Annotated in this window: 20 protein-coding genes; 4 read left to right on the top strand and 16 right to left on the bottom strand. The window is 71.4% G+C overall.

From position 1 onward, the window contains the following. Position 1: 1 nt before the first annotated feature. The 6 genes from ABZ386_RS07795 to ABZ386_RS07770 form a co-directional block, all read right to left on the bottom strand. The gene (locus ABZ386_RS07795) at positions 2–868 is read right to left on the bottom strand and encodes a carbohydrate ABC transporter permease (protein ID WP_351336459.1); all 867 of its coding nucleotides are present in this window, start codon (positions 866–868) and stop codon (positions 2–4) included. Beyond that, positions 865–1,803 carry a sugar ABC transporter permease gene (locus ABZ386_RS07790; RefSeq protein ID WP_358964162.1) on the bottom strand — a complete coding sequence of 313 codons (939 nt, stop codon included), beginning with the start codon at positions 1,801–1,803 and terminating at the stop codon, positions 865–867. The genes ABZ386_RS07795 and ABZ386_RS07790 overlap by 4 nt, the downstream gene beginning before the upstream one ends. Then, positions 1,800–3,083 (bottom strand): ABC transporter substrate-binding protein, encoded by a 1,284-nt coding sequence (locus tag ABZ386_RS07785; RefSeq protein WP_358964159.1) that lies wholly within the window; start codon positions 3,081–3,083, stop codon positions 1,800–1,802. The genes ABZ386_RS07790 and ABZ386_RS07785 overlap by 4 nt, the downstream gene beginning before the upstream one ends. Positions 3,084–3,150: 67 nt before the next feature. After that, positions 3,151–3,912 carry a cupin gene (locus ABZ386_RS07780; protein WP_358964157.1) on the bottom strand — a complete coding sequence of 254 codons (762 nt, stop codon included), beginning with the start codon at positions 3,910–3,912 and terminating at the stop codon, positions 3,151–3,153. Next, positions 3,906–4,832: a PmoA family protein gene (locus tag ABZ386_RS07775; RefSeq protein WP_351336470.1), complete on the bottom strand. Its 927-nt coding sequence runs from the start codon at positions 4,830–4,832 to the stop codon at positions 3,906–3,908. The genes ABZ386_RS07780 and ABZ386_RS07775 overlap by 7 nt, the downstream gene beginning before the upstream one ends. Further along, on the bottom strand, positions 4,829–5,953 hold the full coding sequence (locus tag ABZ386_RS07770) for a Gfo/Idh/MocA family oxidoreductase (protein WP_351336473.1): 1,125 nt from the start codon (positions 5,951–5,953) through the stop codon (positions 4,829–4,831). Before ABZ386_RS07770 ends, ABZ386_RS07775 begins: the two co-directional genes overlap by 4 nt. Positions 5,954–6,295: 342 nt before the next feature. On the opposite strand from ABZ386_RS07770, the gene ABZ386_RS07765 reads away from it, so the two are divergent. Next, positions 6,296–7,849, top strand: coding sequence for an alpha/beta hydrolase (locus ABZ386_RS07765; RefSeq protein WP_356672089.1), 1,554 nt, complete (start codon positions 6,296–6,298; stop codon positions 7,847–7,849). 78 nt (positions 7,850–7,927) lie between these two features. On the opposite strand, the gene ABZ386_RS07760 is transcribed toward ABZ386_RS07765, so the two are convergent. From ABZ386_RS07760 to ABZ386_RS07725, 8 genes are all read right to left on the bottom strand, one after another. Further along, positions 7,928–8,419, bottom strand: coding sequence for a hemerythrin domain-containing protein (locus ABZ386_RS07760; RefSeq protein ID WP_351336478.1), 492 nt, complete (start codon positions 8,417–8,419; stop codon positions 7,928–7,930). Positions 8,420–8,504: 85 nt separating this feature from the next. Next, positions 8,505–8,675, bottom strand: a complete 171-nt coding sequence (locus ABZ386_RS07755; RefSeq protein WP_358964154.1) for a DUF5670 family protein — start codon at positions 8,673–8,675, stop codon at positions 8,505–8,507. A gap of 187 nt (positions 8,676–8,862) precedes the next feature. After that, positions 8,863–9,180: a hypothetical protein gene (locus tag ABZ386_RS07750; RefSeq protein ID WP_356673859.1), complete on the bottom strand. Its 318-nt coding sequence runs from the start codon at positions 9,178–9,180 to the stop codon at positions 8,863–8,865. Positions 9,181–9,745: 565 nt separating this feature from the next. Then, positions 9,746–10,267 carry a hypothetical protein gene (locus tag ABZ386_RS07745; RefSeq protein ID WP_358964152.1) on the bottom strand — a complete coding sequence of 174 codons (522 nt, stop codon included), beginning with the start codon at positions 10,265–10,267 and terminating at the stop codon, positions 9,746–9,748. 244 nt (positions 10,268–10,511) lie between these two features. Then, entirely contained in the window at positions 10,512–10,883 is a 372-nt protein-coding gene (locus tag ABZ386_RS07740; RefSeq protein ID WP_356614873.1) for a fic family toxin-antitoxin system, toxin component, read from the bottom strand. After that, a complete protein-coding gene (locus ABZ386_RS07735; RefSeq protein ID WP_351336488.1) occupies positions 10,880–11,131 on the bottom strand; it encodes a hypothetical protein in 252 nt (83 codons plus the stop codon). Before ABZ386_RS07735 ends, ABZ386_RS07740 begins: the two co-directional genes overlap by 4 nt. Before the next feature lie 325 nt (positions 11,132–11,456). Then, positions 11,457–12,983 carry a hypothetical protein gene (locus ABZ386_RS07730; protein WP_358964149.1) on the bottom strand — a complete coding sequence of 509 codons (1,527 nt, stop codon included), beginning with the start codon at positions 12,981–12,983 and terminating at the stop codon, positions 11,457–11,459. After that, positions 12,980–14,326: a hypothetical protein gene (locus tag ABZ386_RS07725; protein WP_358964146.1), complete on the bottom strand. Its 1,347-nt coding sequence runs from the start codon at positions 14,324–14,326 to the stop codon at positions 12,980–12,982. Before ABZ386_RS07725 ends, ABZ386_RS07730 begins: the two co-directional genes overlap by 4 nt. 745 nt (positions 14,327–15,071) lie before the next feature. Between ABZ386_RS07725 and ABZ386_RS07720 the strand changes: the two genes are divergently transcribed. From ABZ386_RS07720 to ABZ386_RS07710, 3 genes are read left to right on the top strand one after another with little or no spacing between them, the layout of a single operon-like run. Further along, a complete protein-coding gene (locus tag ABZ386_RS07720; protein WP_358964449.1) occupies positions 15,072–16,055 on the top strand; it encodes a tripartite tricarboxylate transporter substrate binding protein in 984 nt (327 codons plus the stop codon). Then, positions 16,052–16,591 carry a tripartite tricarboxylate transporter TctB family protein gene (locus ABZ386_RS07715; RefSeq protein WP_356504844.1) on the top strand — a complete coding sequence of 180 codons (540 nt, stop codon included), beginning with the start codon at positions 16,052–16,054 and terminating at the stop codon, positions 16,589–16,591. Before ABZ386_RS07720 ends, ABZ386_RS07715 begins: the two co-directional genes overlap by 4 nt. Before the next feature lies 1 nt (position 16,592). Then, a complete protein-coding gene (locus ABZ386_RS07710) occupies positions 16,593–18,086 on the top strand; it encodes a tripartite tricarboxylate transporter permease (protein ID WP_351336498.1) in 1,494 nt (497 codons plus the stop codon). A 5-nt stretch (positions 18,087–18,091) separates the two neighbouring features. Here the strand turns inward: ABZ386_RS07710 and ABZ386_RS07705 are convergent, their stop codons facing one another. Both ABZ386_RS07705 and ABZ386_RS07700 read right to left on the bottom strand, forming a co-directional pair. Then, entirely contained in the window at positions 18,092–20,032 is a 1,941-nt protein-coding gene (locus ABZ386_RS07705) for a DUF2264 domain-containing protein (protein ID WP_358964143.1), read from the bottom strand. A gap of 22 nt (positions 20,033–20,054) precedes the next feature. Further along, entirely contained in the window at positions 20,055–21,110 is a 1,056-nt protein-coding gene (locus ABZ386_RS07700; protein WP_358964448.1) for a LacI family DNA-binding transcriptional regulator, read from the bottom strand. Between the last annotated feature and the right edge of the window lie 14 nt (positions 21,111–21,124).

Genomic DNA, 21,124 nt, shown 5'->3' with positions numbered 1-21,124 from the left:
CTCACCCCTTGAGTCCGGAGCTGGCCATGCCCTCCACCAGGAACCGCTGGAAGGCGAGGAAGAACAGCACGATCGGCAGCAGCGCGATCACCGACAGGGCGAACATCGGGCCGAACGCGGAGGTGCTGGAGGCGTCCACGAACGAGCGCAGCGCGAGCGTCAGCGTGAACTTGTCCGGGTCGAAGAGGTAGATGAGCTGGGTGAAGAAGTCGTTCCAGGTCCAGATGAACGTGAAGATGGCGGTGGTGATCAGGGCCGGCCGGGTGAGCGGCAGCACGACCTGGAAGAAGCTGCGGAACGGTCCGCAGCCGTCGATCCGGGCCGCCTCCTCCAGCTCGCGCGGCAGCCCGCGCATGAACTGCACGATGAGGAAGACGAAGAACGCCTCGGTGGCGAGGAACTTCGGCAGGATCAGCGGCCAGTAGGTGTTCACCAGGCCGAGCTGGTTGAAGATGATGTACTGCGGGATCAGCACCGCGTGGTGCGGCAGCATGATCGTCGCGATCATGAAGGCGAACAGCGGCCCGCGCAGCCGGAACCGCAGCCGGGCGAAGGCGTAGGCGGCCAGCGAGCAGCTGATGACGTTGCCGAGGACCGCGCCGCCCGCGATGAGCAGGGAGTTGCCGAGCAGCCGCCAGATGGAGACGTCGTTCACGCCCTCCAGGGCGGTGGAGTAGTTCGACCACTCCAGGTGGCTCGGGAGCAGGTTCAGGCTGGCGATGACCTCGTCGGCGGGCTTGAGCGAGGTGGCCAGCAGCCAGGCCAGCGGGTAGAGCATCACCAGCAGGGCGGCCAGGCAGCCGAGGTGCAGGGCGAGGCGGCCCCAGCGAACGGGCTTGCGGGGCGCGGTGGTCGGGACGGCGGTCATCGGTCCCCCTCGGAGGCGTAGAAGACCCAGGAGCGCGAGGTGCGGAACAGCACCGCCGTGACGGCGCCGATCACGACGAGCAGCACCCAGGCCATGGCGGAGGCGTATCCCATGTGGGAGGCGACGAAGCCGCGGTCGTAGAGGTACATGGTGTAGACGAGGGTCGAGTCGGCGGGTCCGCCCTTGCCGGCGCTGACCGCGAAGGCGGGCGTGAACACCTGGAAGGCCTGGATGGTCTGCAGGACCAGGTTGAAGAAGATCACCGGGGAGAGCATCGGCACGGTGACCGACAGGAACTGACGCCACTTCGAGGCCCCGTCGCACGCCGCCGCCTCGTACAGCTCGGCGGGGATCTGCTGGAGCCCGGCGAGGAAGATGACCATCGGCGCGCCGAACTGCCACACCGTCAGCAGGGCGACGGCGAGCAGTGCCCAGCCGGGCTTGTTGACCCAGCCGCCGGTGCCGGACAGGTGGTCCACGGTGCCGCCGTCGTTGAAGATCGCCCGCCAGACCAGGGCGATCGACATCGACGCGCCGAGCAGGGAGGGCGCGTAGAACGCGGAGCGGTAGAAGGCCTTGCCGCGTTTCATGCCCTTCAGGGCGAGCGCGACGACGAGGGCGAGGGCCAGTTGCAGGGGCACGGCGATGACGACGTATGTCAGGGTGGTCACGACCGAGCGCCAGTAGCGGGGGTCCTCGGTGAACATCTGCACGTAGTTGCGCAGGCCCACCCACTTCGGCGGGGTGAACAGGTCGTAGTCGGTGAACGACAGGTACAGCGACACGGCCATCGGCAGCAGTGTCAGGACGATCGCGCCGAGGACCCACGGGGAGAGGAACACCCAGGCGGCGCCCTCGCGTTCGCGCTTGGGGCGGCGTTGCGGGGCGGGTGCGGGGGCGCGCTTCGCCTCCGCGGGGATCGCGGTGGTGGTCATGACCTCAGCTCCGCCTTCGCCTCGGTGATGTAGTTCTCGGCCGCCTCGCGGGGCGACATGCGCGCGTAGGACACCTGGTCGTAGTCGCGCTGGAAGGTGCTCTGGAGGGCGTTGTCGCCCGCGGGCGGGGCCTGGGGCGGGTCCTTGAGCTTGCCCTCCAGGGATGCCTGGTAGTCGGCGATGGTCTTGTCGAAGTCCTTCAGCCGCGGGCCGGTCTCGTCGCGGATCGTCTCGTTGACGGGGATGCCGCGGCTCGCGCCGAGGATCTTCGCGGCCTCCCGGTCGTTGATCATGAAGTCGACGAGCTGGGCCGCCTCCTCCGGGTGGGCGGTGTGGGCGGAGACGCCGAGGAACATGGACGGCTTGAAGTACTGGCCGGGGGTGCCGTCCTCGCCGGTCGGCATGGGGGCGAGGGCGACGCCGGTCGGGACGAGGGCGAGGAAACCGCTCGCGGGGGCGTCCCAGTTGGCGTCGGTGACGGACTTGCCGCGTCCCAGCGGGGTGTTCTCGACGGAGCCGTCGAGCTGGGTGGTCTGCTCGGCGGGTGAGACGGCGCCCTCGCGGCGCAGCTTGTCGGTGAAGGTCCACCAGCGGGTGAGGTCGTCGGCGGTGAAGCCGAGCCCGCCGTCCTCGGTGTAGAGGGACTTGCCCCGGCCGCGGAGCCAGACCTCGAAGGCGTCCTCGCTCTGGCCCGGGTCGGTCGCCCCCGGTTTGCCGGTCTTCTTGGCGAGGGCGCGCATGGTGTCGGCCCACTGGCTCCAGGTCCAGCTCTTGCCGGGCAGGGGCACGCCCGACTTCTTCCAGGTCTGGACGTCGTAGGCGACGGTCTCGGTGCCGCGGCCCTGCGGGATGGCGTACTGGACGTCGTCGACGCGGCCGGTGGCGAGCAGTCCCGGGTCGATCTCGGAGGTGCGCAGGACGGACTTCTGCTTGCCGAGGTCGAGCAGGACGCCGCCCGAGGCGTACTGGTCGATCTGGCGGTAGTCCAGTTGCATCACGTCCGGGGCGTCGCCGCCGGCGGCCTGGGTGGCGAGCTTCTGCTTGTAGGCGTCGTAGCCGGAGAACGACGTCGTCACGTCGACGTTCGGATGCTGTTTCTCGAACAGCGCGACGGCCTGCTCGGTGCGTTCCGCGCGGTCGGGGTTGCCCCACCACGTGTAGCGCAGCACGACCTTGCCGCCGCCGGCGGACTCGCCGGGTCCTGAGCAGCCCGCCAGCACGGCGCACAGTGCCAGTGCGGCGGCCGACGCGCAGAACCCCTTTGTCCTGTGTCCGGGCATGCCGAGGTCACTCCTCTCCTCGGAGATGGGTCGAGACCCCCCAGGTCCCCCCTCGCTCGGTGAGCGGCTACTCCGCCTGGTACGGCAGCGTGGTGCCCGGCAGCGCGTACTCGTCGCGGCGGCCGCACATGCCGAAGCCGCCGAGCCGGGTGGGCGCGGCCTCGTGGGCGGTGGCCTCGCCGAGGTAGGCGGGCTCGCCGGCGGCCAGCGCGTCGAGCTGGGCGCCGGTGCGTTCGGCGGTGGCGAGGGCGCCCGCCTGCCACAGGGCGCGCCAGGTGGGCACCTTGTCGCGCACGAGGCGGGCGGCGGCCCGCTGGAACTCCCGGTAGGGGCCGTTGTCCCCGGCGACGAGCGCCTCGCGCAGGGCGAGGTAGCCCTCGACGGCGAGGTCCCTGCGGCGCCGGGCGGCCGCCGCGGTCTCCGGTCCGGTGCCGGGCGGCAGGGCCGCCGCGGCGGCGTACCTCTCCGGGTCGGCGAGCACCTCGGGCGGGAAGGTGAAGACGGCGTCACCGGCCTCGGGCAGGCCGCTGTTCTGCATCAGCACGGTGATGCGCAGATCGCCGCCCTGCACCATGCGGTGCACGGTGCCCGGCGTGAACCAGGCGACGGATCCGGCCGCGAGGGGGATGTCCCGGTAGCCGTCGGGGCTCAGCGTCTGCACGGCGCCCCGGCCGCCGGTGACGACGTAGGCCTCGGTGCACACCAGGTGCAGATGGGGGCTGCCGCCGCAGACGCCGTCGGCGGCCTCCCAGTCGTAGGCGCTCAGGTGGGACAGCCCGACCGCTCCGGGCAGCGGGTGCGGGAGAGCCGGTTTCGGTTCGTTCACCACGGCAGGCTCCCGAGGTGGGTGCCGACCCGGTCGCGGTCCCAGGCGCCGTCGGCGACGACGATGCGGTAGCGGTACGCGAAGGACTCGCCCGGCGGCAGCTCGAACTCCTCGAAGAACGCCCAGGAGAAGGCGACCGTCGGGAACGGCTCGGAGCGGACGAACCAGTGGGACTCGTGGATCGCGGACGTCTCGTCGAGGTTCTCGGGGGCGTGCGCGAAGACCAGGGTGGAGTGGCCGTCGACGTCGTCGTGCTCGGTGGTGAAGGCGAGCCAGGGTCCCTGGCTGCCCATGAGCTTGCCGGCGTCGGCGTCGGTGTCCGGGGCGAAGACCGTGCCGCCGGTGAAGTCGCGCGGGCCGCGCCACTGGAGTCCGGTGTAGCCGGCCATCTCGCGGCCCGCGGTGGTCGGGGAGCCGAAGGCCAGGGGCTCGGAGCGGGTGTTGGTGAGCCGGATCGACCAGTCGAGGGCCCAGGAGCCGGTCTCCTCGTCCACCGAGTGCACGGTCAGCGCCCGCACCTCGCGCGCCCACTCCTGGCCGCCGTTCTCGATCCAGGTGAGGTCCTCGGTGAAGGAGAGGCGGTCCTCGTCGACGGTGAAGGCGGAGAAGCCGTCGTGCCGCATCGAGCCGACCCGTTCCGGCAGGGGGAGGTAGCCCTGGCCGTGGACGTAGCAGTTGCCGCCCCAGAAGTTCTGGCCGGACAGATGGCTCGCCGTCATCTGCAGGCCCTTGTGCCAGCGGTGGTCGTTCGGCCGGTAGCCGGTGACCGTGCGGCCGGACAGGGTGCGCACGGGGTGGGCGTAGGGCTTGCGGGACTCGAAGGGGTCCGGGTCGGGGCGGTAGACGTAGCGGAGGATCTCCGTGCCGTTCGCCGCCGTGACGGCGATGTCCTCGCCGTGGGTGTGGGTGACGCGGATGCTCATGCGCGCTCCTTGGGGGCCCAGTCGGGGTACTCACCGTGCATGGCCTCGTAGAAGGGGTCGCCGGGGCCGATCTCCCCCGCGTGCACGGATCGGCCGGTGAACGCCGCCTTGTACAGGGCGGCGGCGAACTCGAGGGTGGCGCGGGCGTCCTGGCCGCTGCCCGGTGGCCGGGTGCCGCTGTCGTAGGCGTCGAGGAGCGCGCCGAGCTGGGCCGTGTGCGAACTCGGCACGTCGTGCGCGGGGGTGCGCCAGGCGATGGCGCGGTCGGAGGCGACGTGCGGGGCCGGGGTGTAGACCCAGCTGTCGTTGCTGTGGCCGTACAGGTGGGTGAGTTCGACGGTGGCGTCGGCGCAGTCGATGCGGATGCGGCTGACCTCGTCCGGGGAGAGCACGCTGTTGACGACGGTGGCGAGGGCGCCGCTCCTGAAGCGCACCAGGGCGGTGGAGACGTCCTCACTCTCGGTGTCGTGGACGAGCCGGGCGGCCATGGCGCGGATCTCCTCCCACTCGCCGAGCAGGTGCAGCATCAGGTCGTACTGGTGGATGCCGTGGCCCATGGTGGGGCCGCCGCCCTCGCTGGCCCACTTCCCGCGCCACGGCACCGCGTAGTAGGCGGCGTCCCGGTGCCAGGTGGTCTGGCAGTGCGCGACCAGCGGGGCGCCCAGTTCGCCGCTGGTGATCAGCTCGCGGGCGTGTACGGCGCCGGAGCCGTAGCGGTGCTGGAAGACGACCGCCGCGTAGGCGCCCGAGGCCTCCTCGGCGGCGGCGATCTCGTCGTACTCGGCGAGCGACAGGGTGAGCGGCTTCTCGCACAGCACCCAGGCACCGGCCTTGAGCGCTGCCACCGTCTGGTCCCGGTGCAGGGAGGGCGGGGTGCCGATGAGGACCAGGTCGGGGCGTGCGGCGTCCAGCATCGCGTCCACCGAGGTGTACCCGGCGACCTGCTCGCCGGCCAGCTCGCGGAAGGCGTCGAGCCGCTCCTGGTCCACGTCGACGGCGGCGACCAGTTCCACCCGGTCGGCGTGGGCCCGCAGCGCGGGCAGGTGGCTGCCGCTGACGATGGCTCCGGTGCCGACGACGGCCACGCGGCGGCGGGTGGGAGACCCTGGGGACACGGACATGCGGCGCTCCTCGGACGGCCGGCGGACACACGCTTGGAAAGCGCTTGCACTCGGAAGGTGACCCTAGGCGCGAGAGAATGTCTGGACAACCCCCCTGCACGGACCTGCACAAGGTCTGCGCGCGCGTTCTCCCAGCTTGGGGCGGAGATGGCGGGGTGCGTCGCGGCCGCGGAAACGGCGTTCCCCCGCCTCCTTACGGGGGCATACCCCACCGCGAACCGGCCGCCAGCCGGAGTGATCGCGCGGCGGCCCCTCCCTACCGTTCTGTCACACACGACCCCCTCCCCGGCATGACCCTGCCATGCCGGGGAGGGGGCCATCCGCGACAGAAGGGACACCCACGTGTTATCCCGCCTCCCGGGAACCGCGAGGAGAGCCGCCCTCGCCCTGACCGCCGGGGCTCTCGCGTTCACGGCGCTGCCCGCCACGGCCGCCGAGCGCGCCCCCGGCTCCGACCCCCTCGCCCGCTACCACCAGCAGCGCCTGACCTGGAAGAGCTGCGTGCTCGGCCCGGACGACCCGACCGGCAAGGAACTGGAACAGGCCGGCGCCCGCTGCGCCGACGTGACCGTGCCGCTGGACTACGCGGACCCCGGCGGCCGTACGATCACCGTCGCGATCTCCCGGATCCCCGCCACCGACACCGGCCGCCGCGTCGGCCCGCTGCTGCTCAACGGCGGCGGACCGGGCGGGCAGACGCTCGGGGACCCGCCGTGGGTGCGCAAGGCGATGAAGGACGTCGGCGCGCGCTACGACGTGGTGGGAGTGGACCCCCGATTCGTCGGCCGCAGCACACCGCTGGACTGCCGCTGGCCGAACGGCTCGGCCTTCCGCGGAGCCGGTGAGGACCGGGCCGGCTTCGAGCGCACGGCCGCCTTCTCGAAGGACCTCGCCGAGCGCTGCCGGAAGAACGCCGGCGGAGTGCTGCCCCACATCAACACCCGCAACACCGCGCGCGACATGGACGTGATCCGGGCCGCGCTCGGCGAGCGGCGCATCTCCTACCTGGGCTACTCCTACGGCAGCTATCTGGGCGAGGTGTACGCCACCATGTTCCCCGGCCGCACCGACCGGGTCGTCCTGGACGGGGTGATCGACCCGGAGCGCTACGGCCCCCGGCTGCTGCTGGGGATCGAGCGGGCCAACCGCCGGGCGCTGCAGGGCTGGGCCTCCTGGGCCGCCGCCCGCGACACGACGTACGGCCTGGGCGGGACGCGCGGTGAGGTGCTGGCAGCCGTGGAGGAGGTGCGCCGAGCCGCCAACCGGTCCCCGCTGCGGCTCGGCGACCACCGGGTGGACGGGCACGTGATGCCCATCGTCGCCTTCAACGGCCTGTCGCAGCACAACGACACCGCCTACGGGGAGTTCGCGCAGGGAATGCGGGACATGCTGCGGGCCTCCCGGGGGCAGCGGGTCACACCGTCCCCCTGGCTCGCCGGGGTGCTCGACTTCGTGCTCACCGGTACCGACTCGCACTACGGCAGCGTGCAGACGGCGATCCTGTGCGGCGACGGCACGGCCCCGCGCGACCCGGAGGTCTACTGGCGTGACGTCCAGCGCACCCGGGCACAGGATCCGCTGTTCGCGCCCGTGACCCACAACATCAACCCGTGCGCCTTCTGGGACGCGCCGCGGGAACGCCCGACCACGGTCCGCGACGACCTGCCCGCGCTGCTCGTCAACGCCACCGGAGACCCGCGCACCGGCTACGTCGGCGCCAAGGCGGTGCGCGCCATGTGGCCCTCCTCGCGCCTGGTCACCCTGCGCGGCGCGGACCAGCACGCGGTGTACGGCGTCTACGGCGTGCCGTGTGTCGACGACGCGGTCAACGCCTACCTGGCCACGGGCCGCCTGCCGGCCCGGGACCTCGACTGCGCGGCACGGCCGAGTCGATAGCCGAAGCCGGAGCCCGGACCGGTGCGGGCCCGGGCTCCGGCGTTCTCGGCGGCGGTCATCAGGACCGGCCCGCTCCCCTCACGACTCGACGATCTTGCGCACGTGGTCCACGGAACCGCAGCCGGCCTTCAGCTGCCGCTCGCGCTCCTGCCAGAACGCCCGGCCCAGCTCCTCGCGCCGCTCCATCGCCACGTTCTCGCGCGCGCCGTTGAGGATGGTGCGCTCCTCCTCGTCGGCGTGGTGGTTGACGGCCTGCACCAGCTCCTCGAGCTTCTCGTCCCACTCGTCGGAGCCCACCTCCTCGACCTGGAGGAGTTCCAGGAGGGCCTTGTTGCCCTCGTCGTGCTCGTGCTCGCCGTGCTCGACCTCTTCGTCGTCGATGTTCTTGTACCGCTTGAGCGCCGGGTAGACCTTCGCCTCCTCGGCCAGCGCGTGCGCGACCAGCAGGTCCGAGAACTCCCGCAGCGCGCCCGACCGGTCGGCTTCGACGCTCCGCATCCGGCGGAACAGGTCCTCCATGCGCCGGTGGTCCCGGAGGATGAGTTCGACGACATCTTGTGTATCGGCCATGGAACAGGAACGCCTTTCATACGAGAGAATCGAGCCACATCCCTTTACCCCATTTAGGACGTTTTGTACGTCTATCTTTGTACGCCTACCACCGATACCAGCGGCCCTTACGGCCACCACTGTCCGCCGTGCGGATCACGAAGCCCAGCAGCCACAGCACCAGCACGATCACCGCGATCCACCACAGGGCCTTGAGCGCGAAACCCGCGCTGAACAGGATCAGGGCCAGCAGCAGGACAAGAAGCAGGGGAACCATGGTTATCAACCTCCGCTCCCCCTGGTGCCCCATCGGCAGACGAACACACAGTCGAATTCGTGGGTTTGTCCACCACCGACCGGGGCATATGCGTACGCGGCCCACCTCAGCCGTCGTGCAGGCTCTCGGCACGACGACCTACCAACCTGGAGCCACACCAACCCGCGCGCGGCGGCCACCGTCCGTCTCACTTCGAGGGCTGAGCAGACGCGCGACCTGGCGGCGCTCGCGCCCACTGAGACCAGGCAGCTCCCGATTCGACCTCCGCCGCGATCCTCGCCCGGCGGGCGCGCCGGATATGGATCACGTTGGCGCAGTCGCCGCCGGTGTCCAACCGGATCCCGTCGTCACAGCGCTGGTCGGAGCAGGCCGGCCGCTGCACCAGGGCGCGGCGGATCAGCCGCCCGTACGGCGTGCGGACCAGGGCCTCACCGCCGGCCTCCTCCAGCCGGCCGGTGAGCCGGTCGGCCAGCAGCCGCAGAGCCGCCTCCTGCTGCCCCAGCATGCCCGCCTGCCGCCCCGGCTCAGCCTTTACGACCGGCGTGACTTGGTCCTGCTGCCAGCCAGACAGCCGCTCCCACAGCCCCGCAACCGGACTCAGAGCCACCAGGAGACGAAGATCAGCCGGAAGGCGCACCCTCCGCCGCTGTCGCGCTTTTCCACCCGCCACGACCTTCGGTCGCACGCCGGCCTGGCCGTCGGCAGCGCGCTGCCCACGGTGTTCATCGACCAGGGACTTGGTGGGCTTTTCCCCGGGGAGCGGCCATCCTCAGCCGCCGGCCGTGGCAGCTCAGCAGCGGCGACCGCGCCGTTCAAGGCCTGGTCCTCGCGCGTGCCCGCGCGCTCCGGCCGACCACCGTTCCCACCACGGCCTTCGCCGGCTCCTCGGGGACCGGACTGAAGTCCTCGGCGCGGTCACAGGCCCGCGAGTTGTCGGCGCTGGCCTGCCGGGCTTCCCGGGTGCGTCGGGCTTGGCGGATGACCGCTTCCGCCCATACCCGACCGCAGGCCTTGGGTGGTGGCCTGGTGGTGAGGGCCACGGCCAGTCGGTAGGCCTCCGGCACCGGCGCTCAGCCCGCGCGCCGCCTGCCGAGGTGGGCAGGGGCGCAGCCCGGCCGAGGCGGCCCGCACGCTCCGGCTACGGCGGGGGCGCTGCTGCCCTTGAGGATCCGGCGGGCCCGGGTGCGCCACAGCTGCGCCTGTTGTGGATGGCCGGCCGCGCGGTGTACTGCGGCGACGCGCAGTGCAGCATCGCGGATCCGGGCGGTCAGGGTATCGGCGACGGGGGTCAGGGGGCCTTCGACCTGTACGGCCCCGGGAGCGCCGCGCAGGCACAGCACGAGGCGCTGGTCCGGCTCGGCGCCACCGAGGTCGCGTACGTACATCCGGGCCCGGGCCCAGCCGGTTGCGATCTGTGCGAGGCGCTCCAACTCCGGCCACGTGCAGGGCAGCACGACGTCCTCCAGTACGGCGTGCGGGGCCGGTCGCCATGACGCCGCGCGCGGGCTCCGGCTCGATCGGCGTACCCGCACGCCGATCACCGGCCGGCGCTCGCCGGTCAGCGCCGGGTGCCGCTTCTCACTTCGGGCCACCTGTTCCTTCGCGCCGCTCGGGTCACCACACCGCATTATTGGCGCCAAGTCCCGCCCATGGCCGGCGAACGCCTGCCACCCTCGGCGAGCACAGGGTGTCCAGCGAACGGCGAGCGAGAGAGCGGACGGCGGGAAAGCGGAACGCACGGCGCGGGCGCGACGCGGAGGACGTGCCCCGATCGCCTAACGCCCGCGCCTGTCAGTAACCTGGCGGGACCCGAAGGCGCAACAGCAAGTCCGGGCCTCAGGGTTTCCAGGTGCGCAAGAAGGATGCGATCCGGTCGGCGGTGCAGCGGGGGTTGTTGAGCTCGTGGGCGAGTGCCGTGAGCTGTTCGCGGGTGGGGTTCACGGGGATGTTGCTGGCCTCTAGGTACATGACGGCGACGGCGCAGGCGACGGTGAGGTTGGAGCGCTCCAGCCAACGGCAGCGGCCCAGAGTGTGCACCAGGGCAGCGGCGCGGGCGAAAGCGCCGTCGTAGACAGGTGTGTCGAGGAGTTCGCCACGGTGGCGGGCGACGGCGGCGATGGGTACGCCGTAGTCGTCGGCGGCCGGGTCACGATGCCCGGCCCGCTCCGCCACTTCGAGGACCCAGGACTCGTCGACGTGAAGGATCACGCGGCAGCGCCTGGCTGCTGGTCGTAGGGGGCGTCGAGCTGCTGCTCCAGGTCGTCGAGGAACGTGCCGTGCTCTTGGATGAGCCGCTGCGCGGCTGCCATGCCGGCGGCGCGGGCGCCGGTGGTGTCCTCGATGATGAGCCGTTCTACGTACTTGTTGAAATCCAGCGAGCGGGAGCGTGCAGCAGCCTTGCCGGCCTCCAGCACGTCTTCGGCCAGCCGGACCTGGGTCTGTTTCTTCGTGGTCACACCTCATGGTAGCAGGGTGGTAGCACGCGACTCGAGGATAGCGGGCGCAGTCACTGGAAGGAGTGGATGTTGCGGCAGCCCCGGCTTCGTACGGCATCGCCGACGCCGGGTAGAACCGTTGTCGGTCCAGCCGGTCACCCGCGAGCGGCGGCATACTTGTCGAGCCGAGCAGACCTGGCAGGGTGAGGGCACTGGCCTTGAGGCTCCCACGCCGCTGGCTTCGGCCTCGTGCGGGGCCAACTGCCATTTCACCGGCTTGCTGCCGACGAGGCTCGGGGGAGGGCTCCGCCGACGGCAATCGACTGAAGCGGTTGGCAGCCTTCTTTTAGTGGTCCGGGTCGATGCCCCAGACCAACAGTGCATCGAAGTCGTCGCCGCGCACGGGGCCTCTGGCGAGCACGGCGGAGACCTGCTCGCTCGCCGCCAGCGCTGCCAGATCGGGCCGCTCGGTTTCGATCAGGCTCATGATCGTATAGGCCTCGCGCAGTTCGTCGGTGAAACGGACGTAGTACTTTGAGAGGGGGGTGACACCAGGAGCGAGTGCCAACCATCCGTGCAGGTTCATTGCCGCGGACCGGTTGGAGCGCACGACCCCCGCGTTCAGAGCCGCCAAGGCCTTCGCCGTCTGGACGGCCGTTTCCTGCGACGCCTCCACGACGGTGCCGGAACGTAAGGCGTGAAGGTAGGTGTGCAGGGCGATCCTCGACAGAGCGAGCGCTCGCCAGTTCGCCGACCACAAGCGGTTGCTCGCTCGTTGCGCCGGGTCTCGCGATTCGCGGAACATCGCCTCGTAGAGAGTGACGCGGGATGCCAGATAGTTCACCATGGGGCGATAGCGCTCGTCGTCGGGCAGCGCGTCCAGCATTGGTGCGTACCACGTGAGCTGTCGGTGTCGCGAGGTGACCTTGAGTTCCTGAGACTCCAGTTCGGTCAACGGCCATGTCCGGTGCTGAAGCAATTCGAGTGAGAGCTGGGCGGCGTGGACGCCGTTGACGAACGCGGGCTCAGTCGGGGCGGCGGGGCGGTCCAGCCGCAGCGCCAGCCAGTCGTAGATGTCGGTCATGCCGGCCAAGCAGCGCAAGACCGCCGGATCGTTCCGCGAAGTGTCGAGCACACTCAGGGTGGACATCCTGGCGCCCAGCAGATTTGCCTCCGCCCGGCGCTGTGTCCGCTTCGTGAGGGCGGCGAGCAGTTGGCCGACAGCACCTCCGGGGGACCTGCCGGCGAGCAGTCGCTCTGCACGTCCGACCTCGGCGAAGAGGAGTGCACACCGGACGATGGCGAGATCCTCCGGTGGCACTACGGCGTCGGGCACGTCTCCCGTGAGTCGAGGGAACCCGCTGCTCAGGTCGAGAACCGGAGTGAGCAGCGCAACGCAGTCGGCGTTCGTGAACACCGGCTGCGCCGGCCTGGCGATCGAACCGATCTGGCCGTTGGCTCGGGCGAGCACGGCGTCGGTGAATCCCGGGTATTTCGGGTCGGTCAGCAGATGGCTGGTTCTCGCGTACCCGGCGAGAAAGCCGCGCGTCCAGGACTTGCCCATCGTCTGGCGCACCATGACGATGTCCTGGAACATACGGTCTGGGTCGACGACCCAATTGAGATCCGATGCGCCGAAGTCGATGAGTGTGGTCTGCCCGGTGTACGGATCGAAGAACATGTGCCTCGGGTGCAGGTCCTTGTGGACGACCCCGATGCGGTGCCATACAGCGACACGGTGGCCCGCGCTGAACGCAGCGTAGTCGTCCCGCGCCAGGCTCGACTCGCTCAGGTGCACCACCTCGCCGGGCGCGAATATCGACCGTTTGCGGCGCGATCGCCGGCCCGGCCCGGCGTTCGACGGTTCCGTCATGAGTTCGCGCCGTCGTCCGCGACAGGGCCCGGGCGGCGTGCCGTCGGGTAGTGGCCCTCGTCCTCCAGGATCTGCGCGTATGCCTGGATCTCCGCCTCCGAGATGCGCACTCCGGTGGCATCGTGCAGCAGGTCCTGGTAGTTCGCGATCTCCAGTAGGTGGTCCCGGAGTTGGAAGGCGAGCCGGTAGGGGCGCTTGCGCCACCAGTCCTGGATCCAGGTCACCGGCGTGCGGATGAGGGTTTCACCGTAGCCCGTCACATCAAGTGGGTTCGCCGTGGCTTTGACGATGTCGGGCAGTAGATCGATCGAGGTCTCCAGCACGGCGGAGGTGGCACCGTCAGGCGTCCGGAGTTCTTCCAGCACCGCCGCAAACCGTCGCCTGTTGCGGTGCAACTCCCCGAGGGTCGGTGCGACGGCGGAGTCCTCCTGAAGCTTGCGGAAGGCGTCGCGCAGGCGCCGGTACCGCTTACGCATCAAGAGCAGGCTGTCCGACATCGATCGGCGTTCGCGCAGGGTGTCCAGGAAGACGGCGGCGCCCGGGGGCAGATAGATGGGCACGGTCGCCTCAGTCTCGTACACCTCTGACACGGTGGTACGAAACGCCTCCGCGACAGCACTATAGGCCTGCTCCCGCAGGGAGTGGTCGACGTACTGGGTGATCGCCCTGTAGGACGGGAGCCTGCGACTCGAGGGGTACATGGGCAGACCGAGGCGAGCTGCCAAGCGCCAGTAGACGAAGGTGCGAAGGGTCGACACCGCGCTGAACATGGAGCCACTACCGAAGAACTGGACTTCGGCGACAACCGGGCGGACGACCGCTGTCAGGGAGGCCTCTGCCAGGTGGTCCCGGCCGAAGTCGCGGCCCTCCATACCGTCACGGAACGCGTCGATCATGCTCGTGGTCCTGCTGTACACCCCGGCTCCGTCCTCTTCGGCGAGGCTGCCGCGCACGACCGCCGCGATGTCCTCCAGCAATGAGGAAACGGCCTCGCCGTCCGTCGCGGCCAGAAACAGCACGAGCTCGCTCGCGATGGCGGGACCATGCTCGGCGACGTCGATCTCCTCGACGATGCCCAGGTCGATCAGGGCGTTGCGGAGTTGCAGGTCCTCGGCGTCCGGCGGGGTCTCGCAGCGGAGGACATACAACTTGTCGTAGAGCAACAATGCATCACAGAGAGCGGACAGATCGGCCAGGCGCTCGGCGTTCGTCACCGGCACGGCCCGGAGCCGGGCCTCCAGCTGCGCGGTCAGTACCGAGTCGAATCCTGTGTCCACCAGATAGGCCGCGAAGGCTTGGCCGTGCGGGACGTTCTGCAGCAGACGGGCGGCATCGGCGAGCATGGTCTGATCCACGAGAACTGCGCCTGATGCGTTTTCAGCAATCAAGGACACCCCCTCCATTGGCCCAGCCCAGTGTCCGGGGCATTACCTGGATTTGTCCATCGATACGGCGACTTCAGCCTGCAGTGGCGCTCGCTCGGGCCTGCGCGCGGAATCAACGCCGCAGGCGCCTGGGCTCGGGCGTACTCATGCGGTGGGCTCTCCGGCAGTGGTCTCAAACCCCTACACGGCTGGCTCGCTATTACGGAACGGTCAGACGTGCGACGGCCCTGGTACCTGTTTGGAGGAACCGGGGCCGTCGCACGCCTCGGGGACCACACCGCCCCGTGCATGAGTGATCCCGACCGGTGCCCCTTTTCTCAGAGAGGACCGGTCATCGAGACGCGTCAGGCTGCGCAATGTCGACGAAGCGGGAGTAGCGCCCCTGCCCCGGGCGGTCCGCTCAACTGACAGGCTGACCACTGCACCTGAGACACCGGCACTCGATCAGCCAACCCGCTTCGGCGCCCGGCCGGCCTGCATCCGCGCATGCTGAGCTTCCAGCTGCTCGAGCTTGCGCTCCAGCAGGTACGGCCGCGGAACCTCGCGTCACCCGGGTCGCACCCGCGACCGCAATGACCAAAACCTCCGTTGGTTCCGCAAGCGAGACAGCCCATCGGCGTCCGGTGCAGCATGTGGCCCACGTCACCCTCCCCCACAGGGCCTTTACCTACCCGCATCGACGTACCGACAGGTGGTGGCACTCGTGCGCCTGCGCACTCCCCTCGCCCTGCTCGGGGCCGCCGTGCTCGTGCTCGTCGGTCCGCCGCTGGTGACCACCGGCAGCGGCACCGAGACCGGCACACAGATCCCGGGCCTGCGTTTCATGGTCCCGAACACGCCCGGCGGCGGCTACGACATCACGGCCCGGACGGCCGCGAAGAACGCCGAGGACGCCGGACTGACCCACAACATCGAGGTGTTCAACCTGCCCGGCGCCGGCGGCACGGTGGGCCTGAGCCGGCTGGTGAGCGAGCACGGCAACGGCAAGCTCGCCATGTCCATGGGCCTCGGGGTCGTGGGCGCCGTCCGCTCCAACAACGCGCCGAAGACGCTCGGCGACACCACACCGATCGCCCGGCTCACCGAGGAGCAGGACGTGGTGGTGGTCGCGAAGGACTCCCCGTACAAGACGATCGACGACCTGATCGGCGCCTGGAAGGAGCACCCGGGCAAGCTGCCGGTGGGCGGCGGCTCCTCCCCCGGCGGGCCCGACCACCTCGCGCCGATGCTGATGGCCCGGGCCGCCGGGATCCCCCCGAAGCAGGTCAACTACATCCCCTTCGACGGCGGCGGCGAGCTGCTCGCCTCCATCCTCGGCAACAAGGTCGCCTTCGGTGTCTCCGGCGTCGGCGAGTACCTGGACCAGATCAAGGCGGGCGAGCTGCGTCTCCTCGCGGTCACCGGCCCCGAGCGCGTCGAGGGGCTGGACGCGCCCACGCTGAAGGAGGCCGGGTACAACGTGAGCTTCACCAACTGGCGCGGCATCGTCGCCCCGCCCGGCCTGACCGACGGCGAGCGGGACAAGCTCGTGCGGCTGATCGAGGAACTGCACGACTCGGAGGAGTGGCGGAAGTCCCTGGAGCAGAACGGCTGGGACGACGCCTTCCTCACGGGTGAGGAGTTCGGCGCGTTCCTCGACGCCGAGGACAAGCGCGTGGTTTCGGTGCTGAAGGAGCTGGGACTGTGACGACGCAGACCACCGACATTCCGCCCGCGCGGGGCGGCGAGAAGCGCTCGTGGCTGCGGGAGCACTCCGAGCTGGGCGTGTGCGCGCTGCTGCTGGCGCTGGGCGTGCTCGTGCTGACCGACGCGCTCACCATGGACGTCGACATCGCCCAGCGCGGCCCGGTCGGACCGAAGACCGTGCCGGTCGTGGTCGGGGCGGGGCTGCTGGTGATCGCCGCGCTGCTCGCCGTGGACGTGCTGCGCGGCGGCCGGGGCCAGGCCGAGGGCGGCGAGGACGTCGACCTGTCCGAGCCCGCCGACTGGCGCACGGTGCTGCTGCTGGCCGGGGTGTTCCTCGGCGCGGCCGTGCTGATCGAGCCGCTCGGCTTCCCCGTCGCGGGCGCGCTGCTGTTCTGGGGCGCGGCGTTCGCGCTGGGCAGCCGCCGGACCGACCGCGACCCGCTCATCGCGGCCGGGCTCTCCCTGGTCACCTACACCGTCTTCAACAACCTGCTCGGAGTGCCCCTGCCCGGCGGTCCGCTGATGGGAGTGCTGTGACATGAACGCCCTCAACTCCCTCCTGGACGGCTTCGGCACGGCCCTCACACCGATCAACCTCCTGTGGGCCGTCATCGGCGTGCTGCTCGGCACGGCGATCGGCGTGCTGCCCGGCATCGGCCCGGCGATGGCGGTCGCGCTGCTGCTGCCGGTGACGTACGGGCTCGACCCGACCGGCGCGTTCATCATGTTCGCCGGCATCTACTACGGCGCGATGTTCGGCGGCTCCACCACCTCCATCCTGCTCAACACGCCCGGCGAGAGCGCGGCGGTGGTGGCGGCCATGGAGGGCAACCCCATGGCCAAGTCCGGACGCGGCGCCCAGGCCCTCGCGGCGGCCGCCGTCGGACACTTCGCGGGCGGTCTGATCGGCACGATCCTGCTGGTCGCGCTGGCACCGACGGTCGCCGAGCTGGCCGTGGACATCGGCGCGCCGGACTACTTCGCCATCATGGTGCTGGCGTTCATCGCGGTGACGTCGGTGCTGGGTTCGTCCCGGGTCCGGGGCATGGCCTCCCTGCTGATCGGTCTCACGCTGGGGCTGGTGGGCCTGGACCAGATGACCGGCCAGCAGCGCCTCACCTTCGGCTCGCTGCAACTGGCCGACGGCATCGACGTCGTCATCGTCGCGGTCGGCCTCTTCGCGATCGGCGAGGCGCTGTGGGTCGCGGCGCACCTGCGGCGCAGGCCGCCCGAGCCGATCCCGGTGGGCCGGCCGTGGCTGGGGCGCGGGGATGTGAACCGCACCTGGAAGTCGTGGCTGCGCGGCCCGTTCATCGGCTTCCCGTTCGGCGCGATCCCGGCGGGCGGCGCGGAGATACCGACCTTCCTGTCGTACGTGACGGAGAAGCGCCTGTCGAAGCACAAGGACGAGTGGGGCAAGGGTGCCATCGAGGGGGTCGCGGGGCCGGAGTCGGCGGCGTCGGCCTCGGCGGCGGGCACGCTGGTGTCGATGCTGACCCTGGGCCTTCCGACGACGGCGGTCGCGGCCGTGATGCTGGCCGCGTTCCAGCAGTACGGCATCCAGCCCGGCCCGCTCCTCTTCGAGCGCGAACCGGACCTGGTGTGGGGCCTGATCGCCTCGCTGTTCGTCGGCATGGTGCTGCTGCTGGCGCTCAACCTGCCGCTGGCGCCGGTGTGGGCGAAGCTGCTGCGCATCCCGCGGCCGTACCTGTACGCGGGGATCCTGTTCTTCGCGGCGGTCGGCGCGTACGCGGTCGGCGGTGAGGTGATCGACCTGGTGATCCTGCTGATCATCGGCCTGATCGGCTTCGGGATGCGCCGCTACGGCCTGCCGGTGCTGCCCGCCGTCATCGGGGTGATCCTCGGCCCGAACGCCGAGCAGCAGCTGCGGCGCGCGCTCCAGATCAGCGACGGCAGCGTCACCGGGCTGGTCAACACGCCGTTCGCGGTGACGGTGTACGCGGTGATCGTGCTGCTGCTGGCCTGGCCGCTGCTGAAGAAGGCGGTGACGCGGAGCCGCGCCGCGGCCTGACCCGGTCAGCGCGGCACCCGCTCCCGGGTGCCGTCCGGGAAGCGGATCTCCACCTCCCCGGCCCCGGTGACCCGTACGCGCGTTCCTGAACACCGCGCGTGCGGGTCGCCGTCGTTCACCTCCGGGTCGGCGCTCAGCACGACGAGGGTCACCAGGAGGTGGGTACCGCCCGGGTGGGCGGGCAGCGTGAGGTACGGGGTCGCCGAGTGGTGGCCGTAGGCGTTGGTGCCGGCCGCGTGGGCCACGGCCGCCGGGGCGTCCTGCCAGCCGTGCAGGCCGGCGATCGTGCTGGTCGTTCCGTCCGCGCGCCGGGCCAGCGCCCAGCCGGGGCCGGTCCGGGCGGCCGGGGGCGCGGTGTCGTCGGCGACGGCCCAGCCGCCCTCGCGGACGGGCGTGCCGGGCGGCGCGTCGACGCGGTGCACCCGCACCTCCCAGGGGCCGTGCACGACGCTGACGGTCTCGATGCGGTGGCCTTCGGCGCTGCCCGGGAGCACGGCCCGGTGCCAGGAGGCGGCCCGGCCGGCCTCGACGCCGAGGGGGTGGATGCGGCCGCGCGGGCTTGGGGTGCCGTCGGGGGTGAGCAGGGCGATGTGGTTGTCGGGGGCCCGGTCCGCCGGTGTCTCGGGCGCCGTCGCGCTGGAGTAGGCGAACCGGGCGTAGTGCGGGCTGTCGTCGGCCTGCGCGGGCGGGGGCGGCAGCCGGTCGCTGCCGTGGTTGACGAGCCGTACGATCCCGTCGGCCGCGGTGGAGTGCAGCAGCCAGCCCGGGGCCGGTAACGCGAGGCGTACGTCGGCGGTCTCGACCGGGCCTGGTTCCTCGGGGGCGGTCCACACCGGATGGTCCTCCGGCAGGAGCAGGCCGAGGAAGGCCTTGCTCGCCCAGTACGGTGAGGCCGGTCCCGAGTACCGCTGGGTGACCGGGAGGAAGGGCCCGTACCAGCCGAGGGTGAGCAGCCCCTCGGCGTCCGGCACACCGCGCTCGGCGAAGTGCTTCAGCGCGCCGGAGGCCAGGCGGCGGGTGCGGCCGGGCGGCAGCGGGGTGGCGTCGGCGAGGACGCCGGCCCACAGGGGCGCGGTCGTGGCGAACCGGTAGGTGAGGGAGCGGCCCTGGTGGACCGGTGCGCCGTCGGCGCCGAAGAAGTGCTGGTGGTGGAGGAGGAACGCCCGCAGGCGTGCCCGGTGTGCCGCCACCAGCCCGGGGTCGGCGCGGGGCCCGGCGATGCGGGCCCACAGGACCGGATACAGGTGCAGGGCCCAGGCGTTGTAGTAGTCGAACTTGCGGCCGTCGCCGTCGGTGTACCAGCCGCCGCCCCGGTACCAGTCCTCCAGGCGTGCCAGGCCCGCGTCGATCTCGGAGCGGCGGTGCGGGGCGCCGACGGAGGCGAGGAACTCCTCGGTGATGACCTGGAACAGCCGCCAGTTGGAGTCGTTGACGACCGCTCCGACGAAGCCGCCCAGCCAGTCCGCGATCCGCTGCCGTACGCGGTCGTCGAGCCGGTCCCAGATCCAGGGCCGGGTCTCGTGCAGGGCGATCGCGACGGACGCGGCCTCGACCATGGGCTGGGAGCGGTCGGTGATGGGCGGCCAGTGGTCGGGGCTGCGCGGGTCGGTGCCGGACGCGAGCCCGGCCGTGTACCGCTCGATCAGGCCGGGCACCCCCTGCCCGCCCGAGCCCGCGATGCGGAACGCGGCCAGCAGGAAGGAGCGGGCGAAGCCCTCCAGCCCGTCGGACCAGGGCCCGGAGTGGCTGGGCGGGCCGGGGAGCCGGTACTGGGCCAGGCCCGGCGAGGCGTAGGGGGTCAGGGCGTCGAGGAGTCGGTCGGCGATCGCCTCCCAGTGGGCGCGGGTCCAGCCGGTGTACGGCGAGGTCAGCGGGTCGGGGGGCGGCAGGTGCGGCAGGTTGGGGAGGTGGGTCGGGTCGGGGAGCGACACGTGCGGCGCGCTCATGCGGGTGCGGTTCCTCCGTTGGTCACAGGGCGCGCCCGGGCGGGGGCGGGCCGACGCTGTCGCGGACGACGATGTGGGTGCCGAGCAGGTGGTGGGCCCCGGCGGCGTGCTCGGGGTCGCGCAGCGCGATGCGCACGGCGGCGCGGCCGAGTTCCTCGGCGGGGGTGCGGACGGTGGTGAGCGGCGGGTTGAAGTCCTCGGCGAGCGGGATGTCGTTGTAGCCGACGACGGAGACGTCCCCGGGCACGCTCAGCCCGGCGTCGGCGATGGCGCGCAGGGCACCGGCGGCGACCATGTCGTCCCCGGCGAAGACAGCCGTGAACTCCCTTGTGCGTTTCAGGAGTTCGGTCATCGACCGATGACCGGCCGCGCGGCCGAGGCCGCAGTCGACGACGTGCGCGGCCTCGGGCGGCAGGCCGTGCTCGGCGAGGGCGGCCCGGTAGCCGGCCACGCGGGCGTCGAGTGCGGTGTTGCCGGGCAGCCCGCCGAGGAAGACGATCCGGCGGTGCCCGGCGGAGAGCAGATGGCCGGTGGCGGCGCGGGCGCCTGCCTCGTTGTCGAACTCCACGACCAGCGCGGGGATGCCGGGGTCGGGCGCGGGCCGGCCGCAGAGCACGAGCCGGGCGCCGGAGGAGTCCAGGGCGTGGGCGTAGTGGGCGACGCGTTCGCGGTAGGCGTCGTCCTCGACGACCCCGCCGACGAGGATCACCAGCCGGGCGCCCTCCTCCCGCATGAGCTGCACGAACTCCATCTCGCGCTGGGCGTCGCCGCCGGTGGCGCCGACCACGCAGAGCCAGCCGCGGTCGGCGGCCTCGGCCTCCACGCCCTCGGCGACCTGGGCGTAGAAGGGGCTGGTGACCTGGCGGACCACGACGGCGGCCATCTTGCGGCCGCCGCCGACCAGGGCGCGGGCGTGCGCGTTGGCCACGTAGTCCAGGTCGCGCGCCGCGCGCAGCACCCGGGCCCGGGTCGCCGGGGGCACCGGGTGGTTGCCGCTGAGCGCGCGGGAGGCGGTGGCCGTGGACACGCCCGCCCGCTCGGCGACCTCGCGGATCGTGACCCGTCCCTTGGGCACCATGTCGTTCCCCATCC

The sequence above is a fragment of the Streptomyces sp. NPDC006140 genome (assembly GCF_040628815.1).
In the GTDB taxonomy this organism is placed as follows: Bacteria; Actinomycetota; Actinomycetes; order Streptomycetales; family Streptomycetaceae; genus Streptomyces.
Note: the sequence above shows the minus strand (reverse complement) of the source record. Positions and strands in the feature narration are given on the sequence as shown.

Bases quoted from the DNA above. Each gene is read 5' to 3' on its own strand.
- ABZ386_RS07730 (WP_358964149.1), bottom strand. From the start codon at position 12,983: ATGACGGAACCGTCGAACGCCGGGCCGGGCCGGCGATCGCGCCGCAAA.
- ABZ386_RS07775 (WP_351336470.1), bottom strand. From the start codon at position 4,832: ATGAGCATCCGCGTCACCCACACCCACGGCGAGGACATCGCCGTCACG.
- ABZ386_RS07755 (WP_358964154.1), bottom strand. From the start codon at position 8,675: ATGGTTCCCCTGCTTCTTGTCCTGCTGCTGGCCCTGATCCTGTTCAGC.
- ABZ386_RS07700 (WP_358964448.1), bottom strand. From the start codon at position 21,110: ATGGTGCCCAAGGGACGGGTCACGATCCGCGAGGTCGCCGAGCGGGCG.
- ABZ386_RS07795 (WP_351336459.1), bottom strand. From the start codon at position 868: ATGACCGCCGTCCCGACCACCGCGCCCCGCAAGCCCGTTCGCTGGGGC.
- ABZ386_RS07710 (WP_351336498.1), top strand. From the start codon at position 16,593: ATGAACGCCCTCAACTCCCTCCTGGACGGCTTCGGCACGGCCCTCACA.
- ABZ386_RS07725 (WP_358964146.1), bottom strand. From the start codon at position 14,326: ATGCTCGCCGATGCCGCCCGTCTGCTGCAGAACGTCCCGCACGGCCAA.
- ABZ386_RS07770 (WP_351336473.1), bottom strand. From the start codon at position 5,953: ATGTCCGTGTCCCCAGGGTCTCCCACCCGCCGCCGCGTGGCCGTCGTC.
- ABZ386_RS07750 (WP_356673859.1), bottom strand. From the start codon at position 9,180: ATGCTGGGGCAGCAGGAGGCGGCTCTGCGGCTGCTGGCCGACCGGCTC.
- ABZ386_RS07790 (WP_358964162.1), bottom strand. From the start codon at position 1,803: ATGACCACCACCGCGATCCCCGCGGAGGCGAAGCGCGCCCCCGCACCC.
- ABZ386_RS07760 (WP_351336478.1), bottom strand. From the start codon at position 8,419: ATGGCCGATACACAAGATGTCGTCGAACTCATCCTCCGGGACCACCGG.
- ABZ386_RS07785 (WP_358964159.1), bottom strand. From the start codon at position 3,083: ATGCCCGGACACAGGACAAAGGGGTTCTGCGCGTCGGCCGCCGCACTG.
- ABZ386_RS07705 (WP_358964143.1), bottom strand. From the start codon at position 20,032: ATGAGCGCGCCGCACGTGTCGCTCCCCGACCCGACCCACCTCCCCAAC.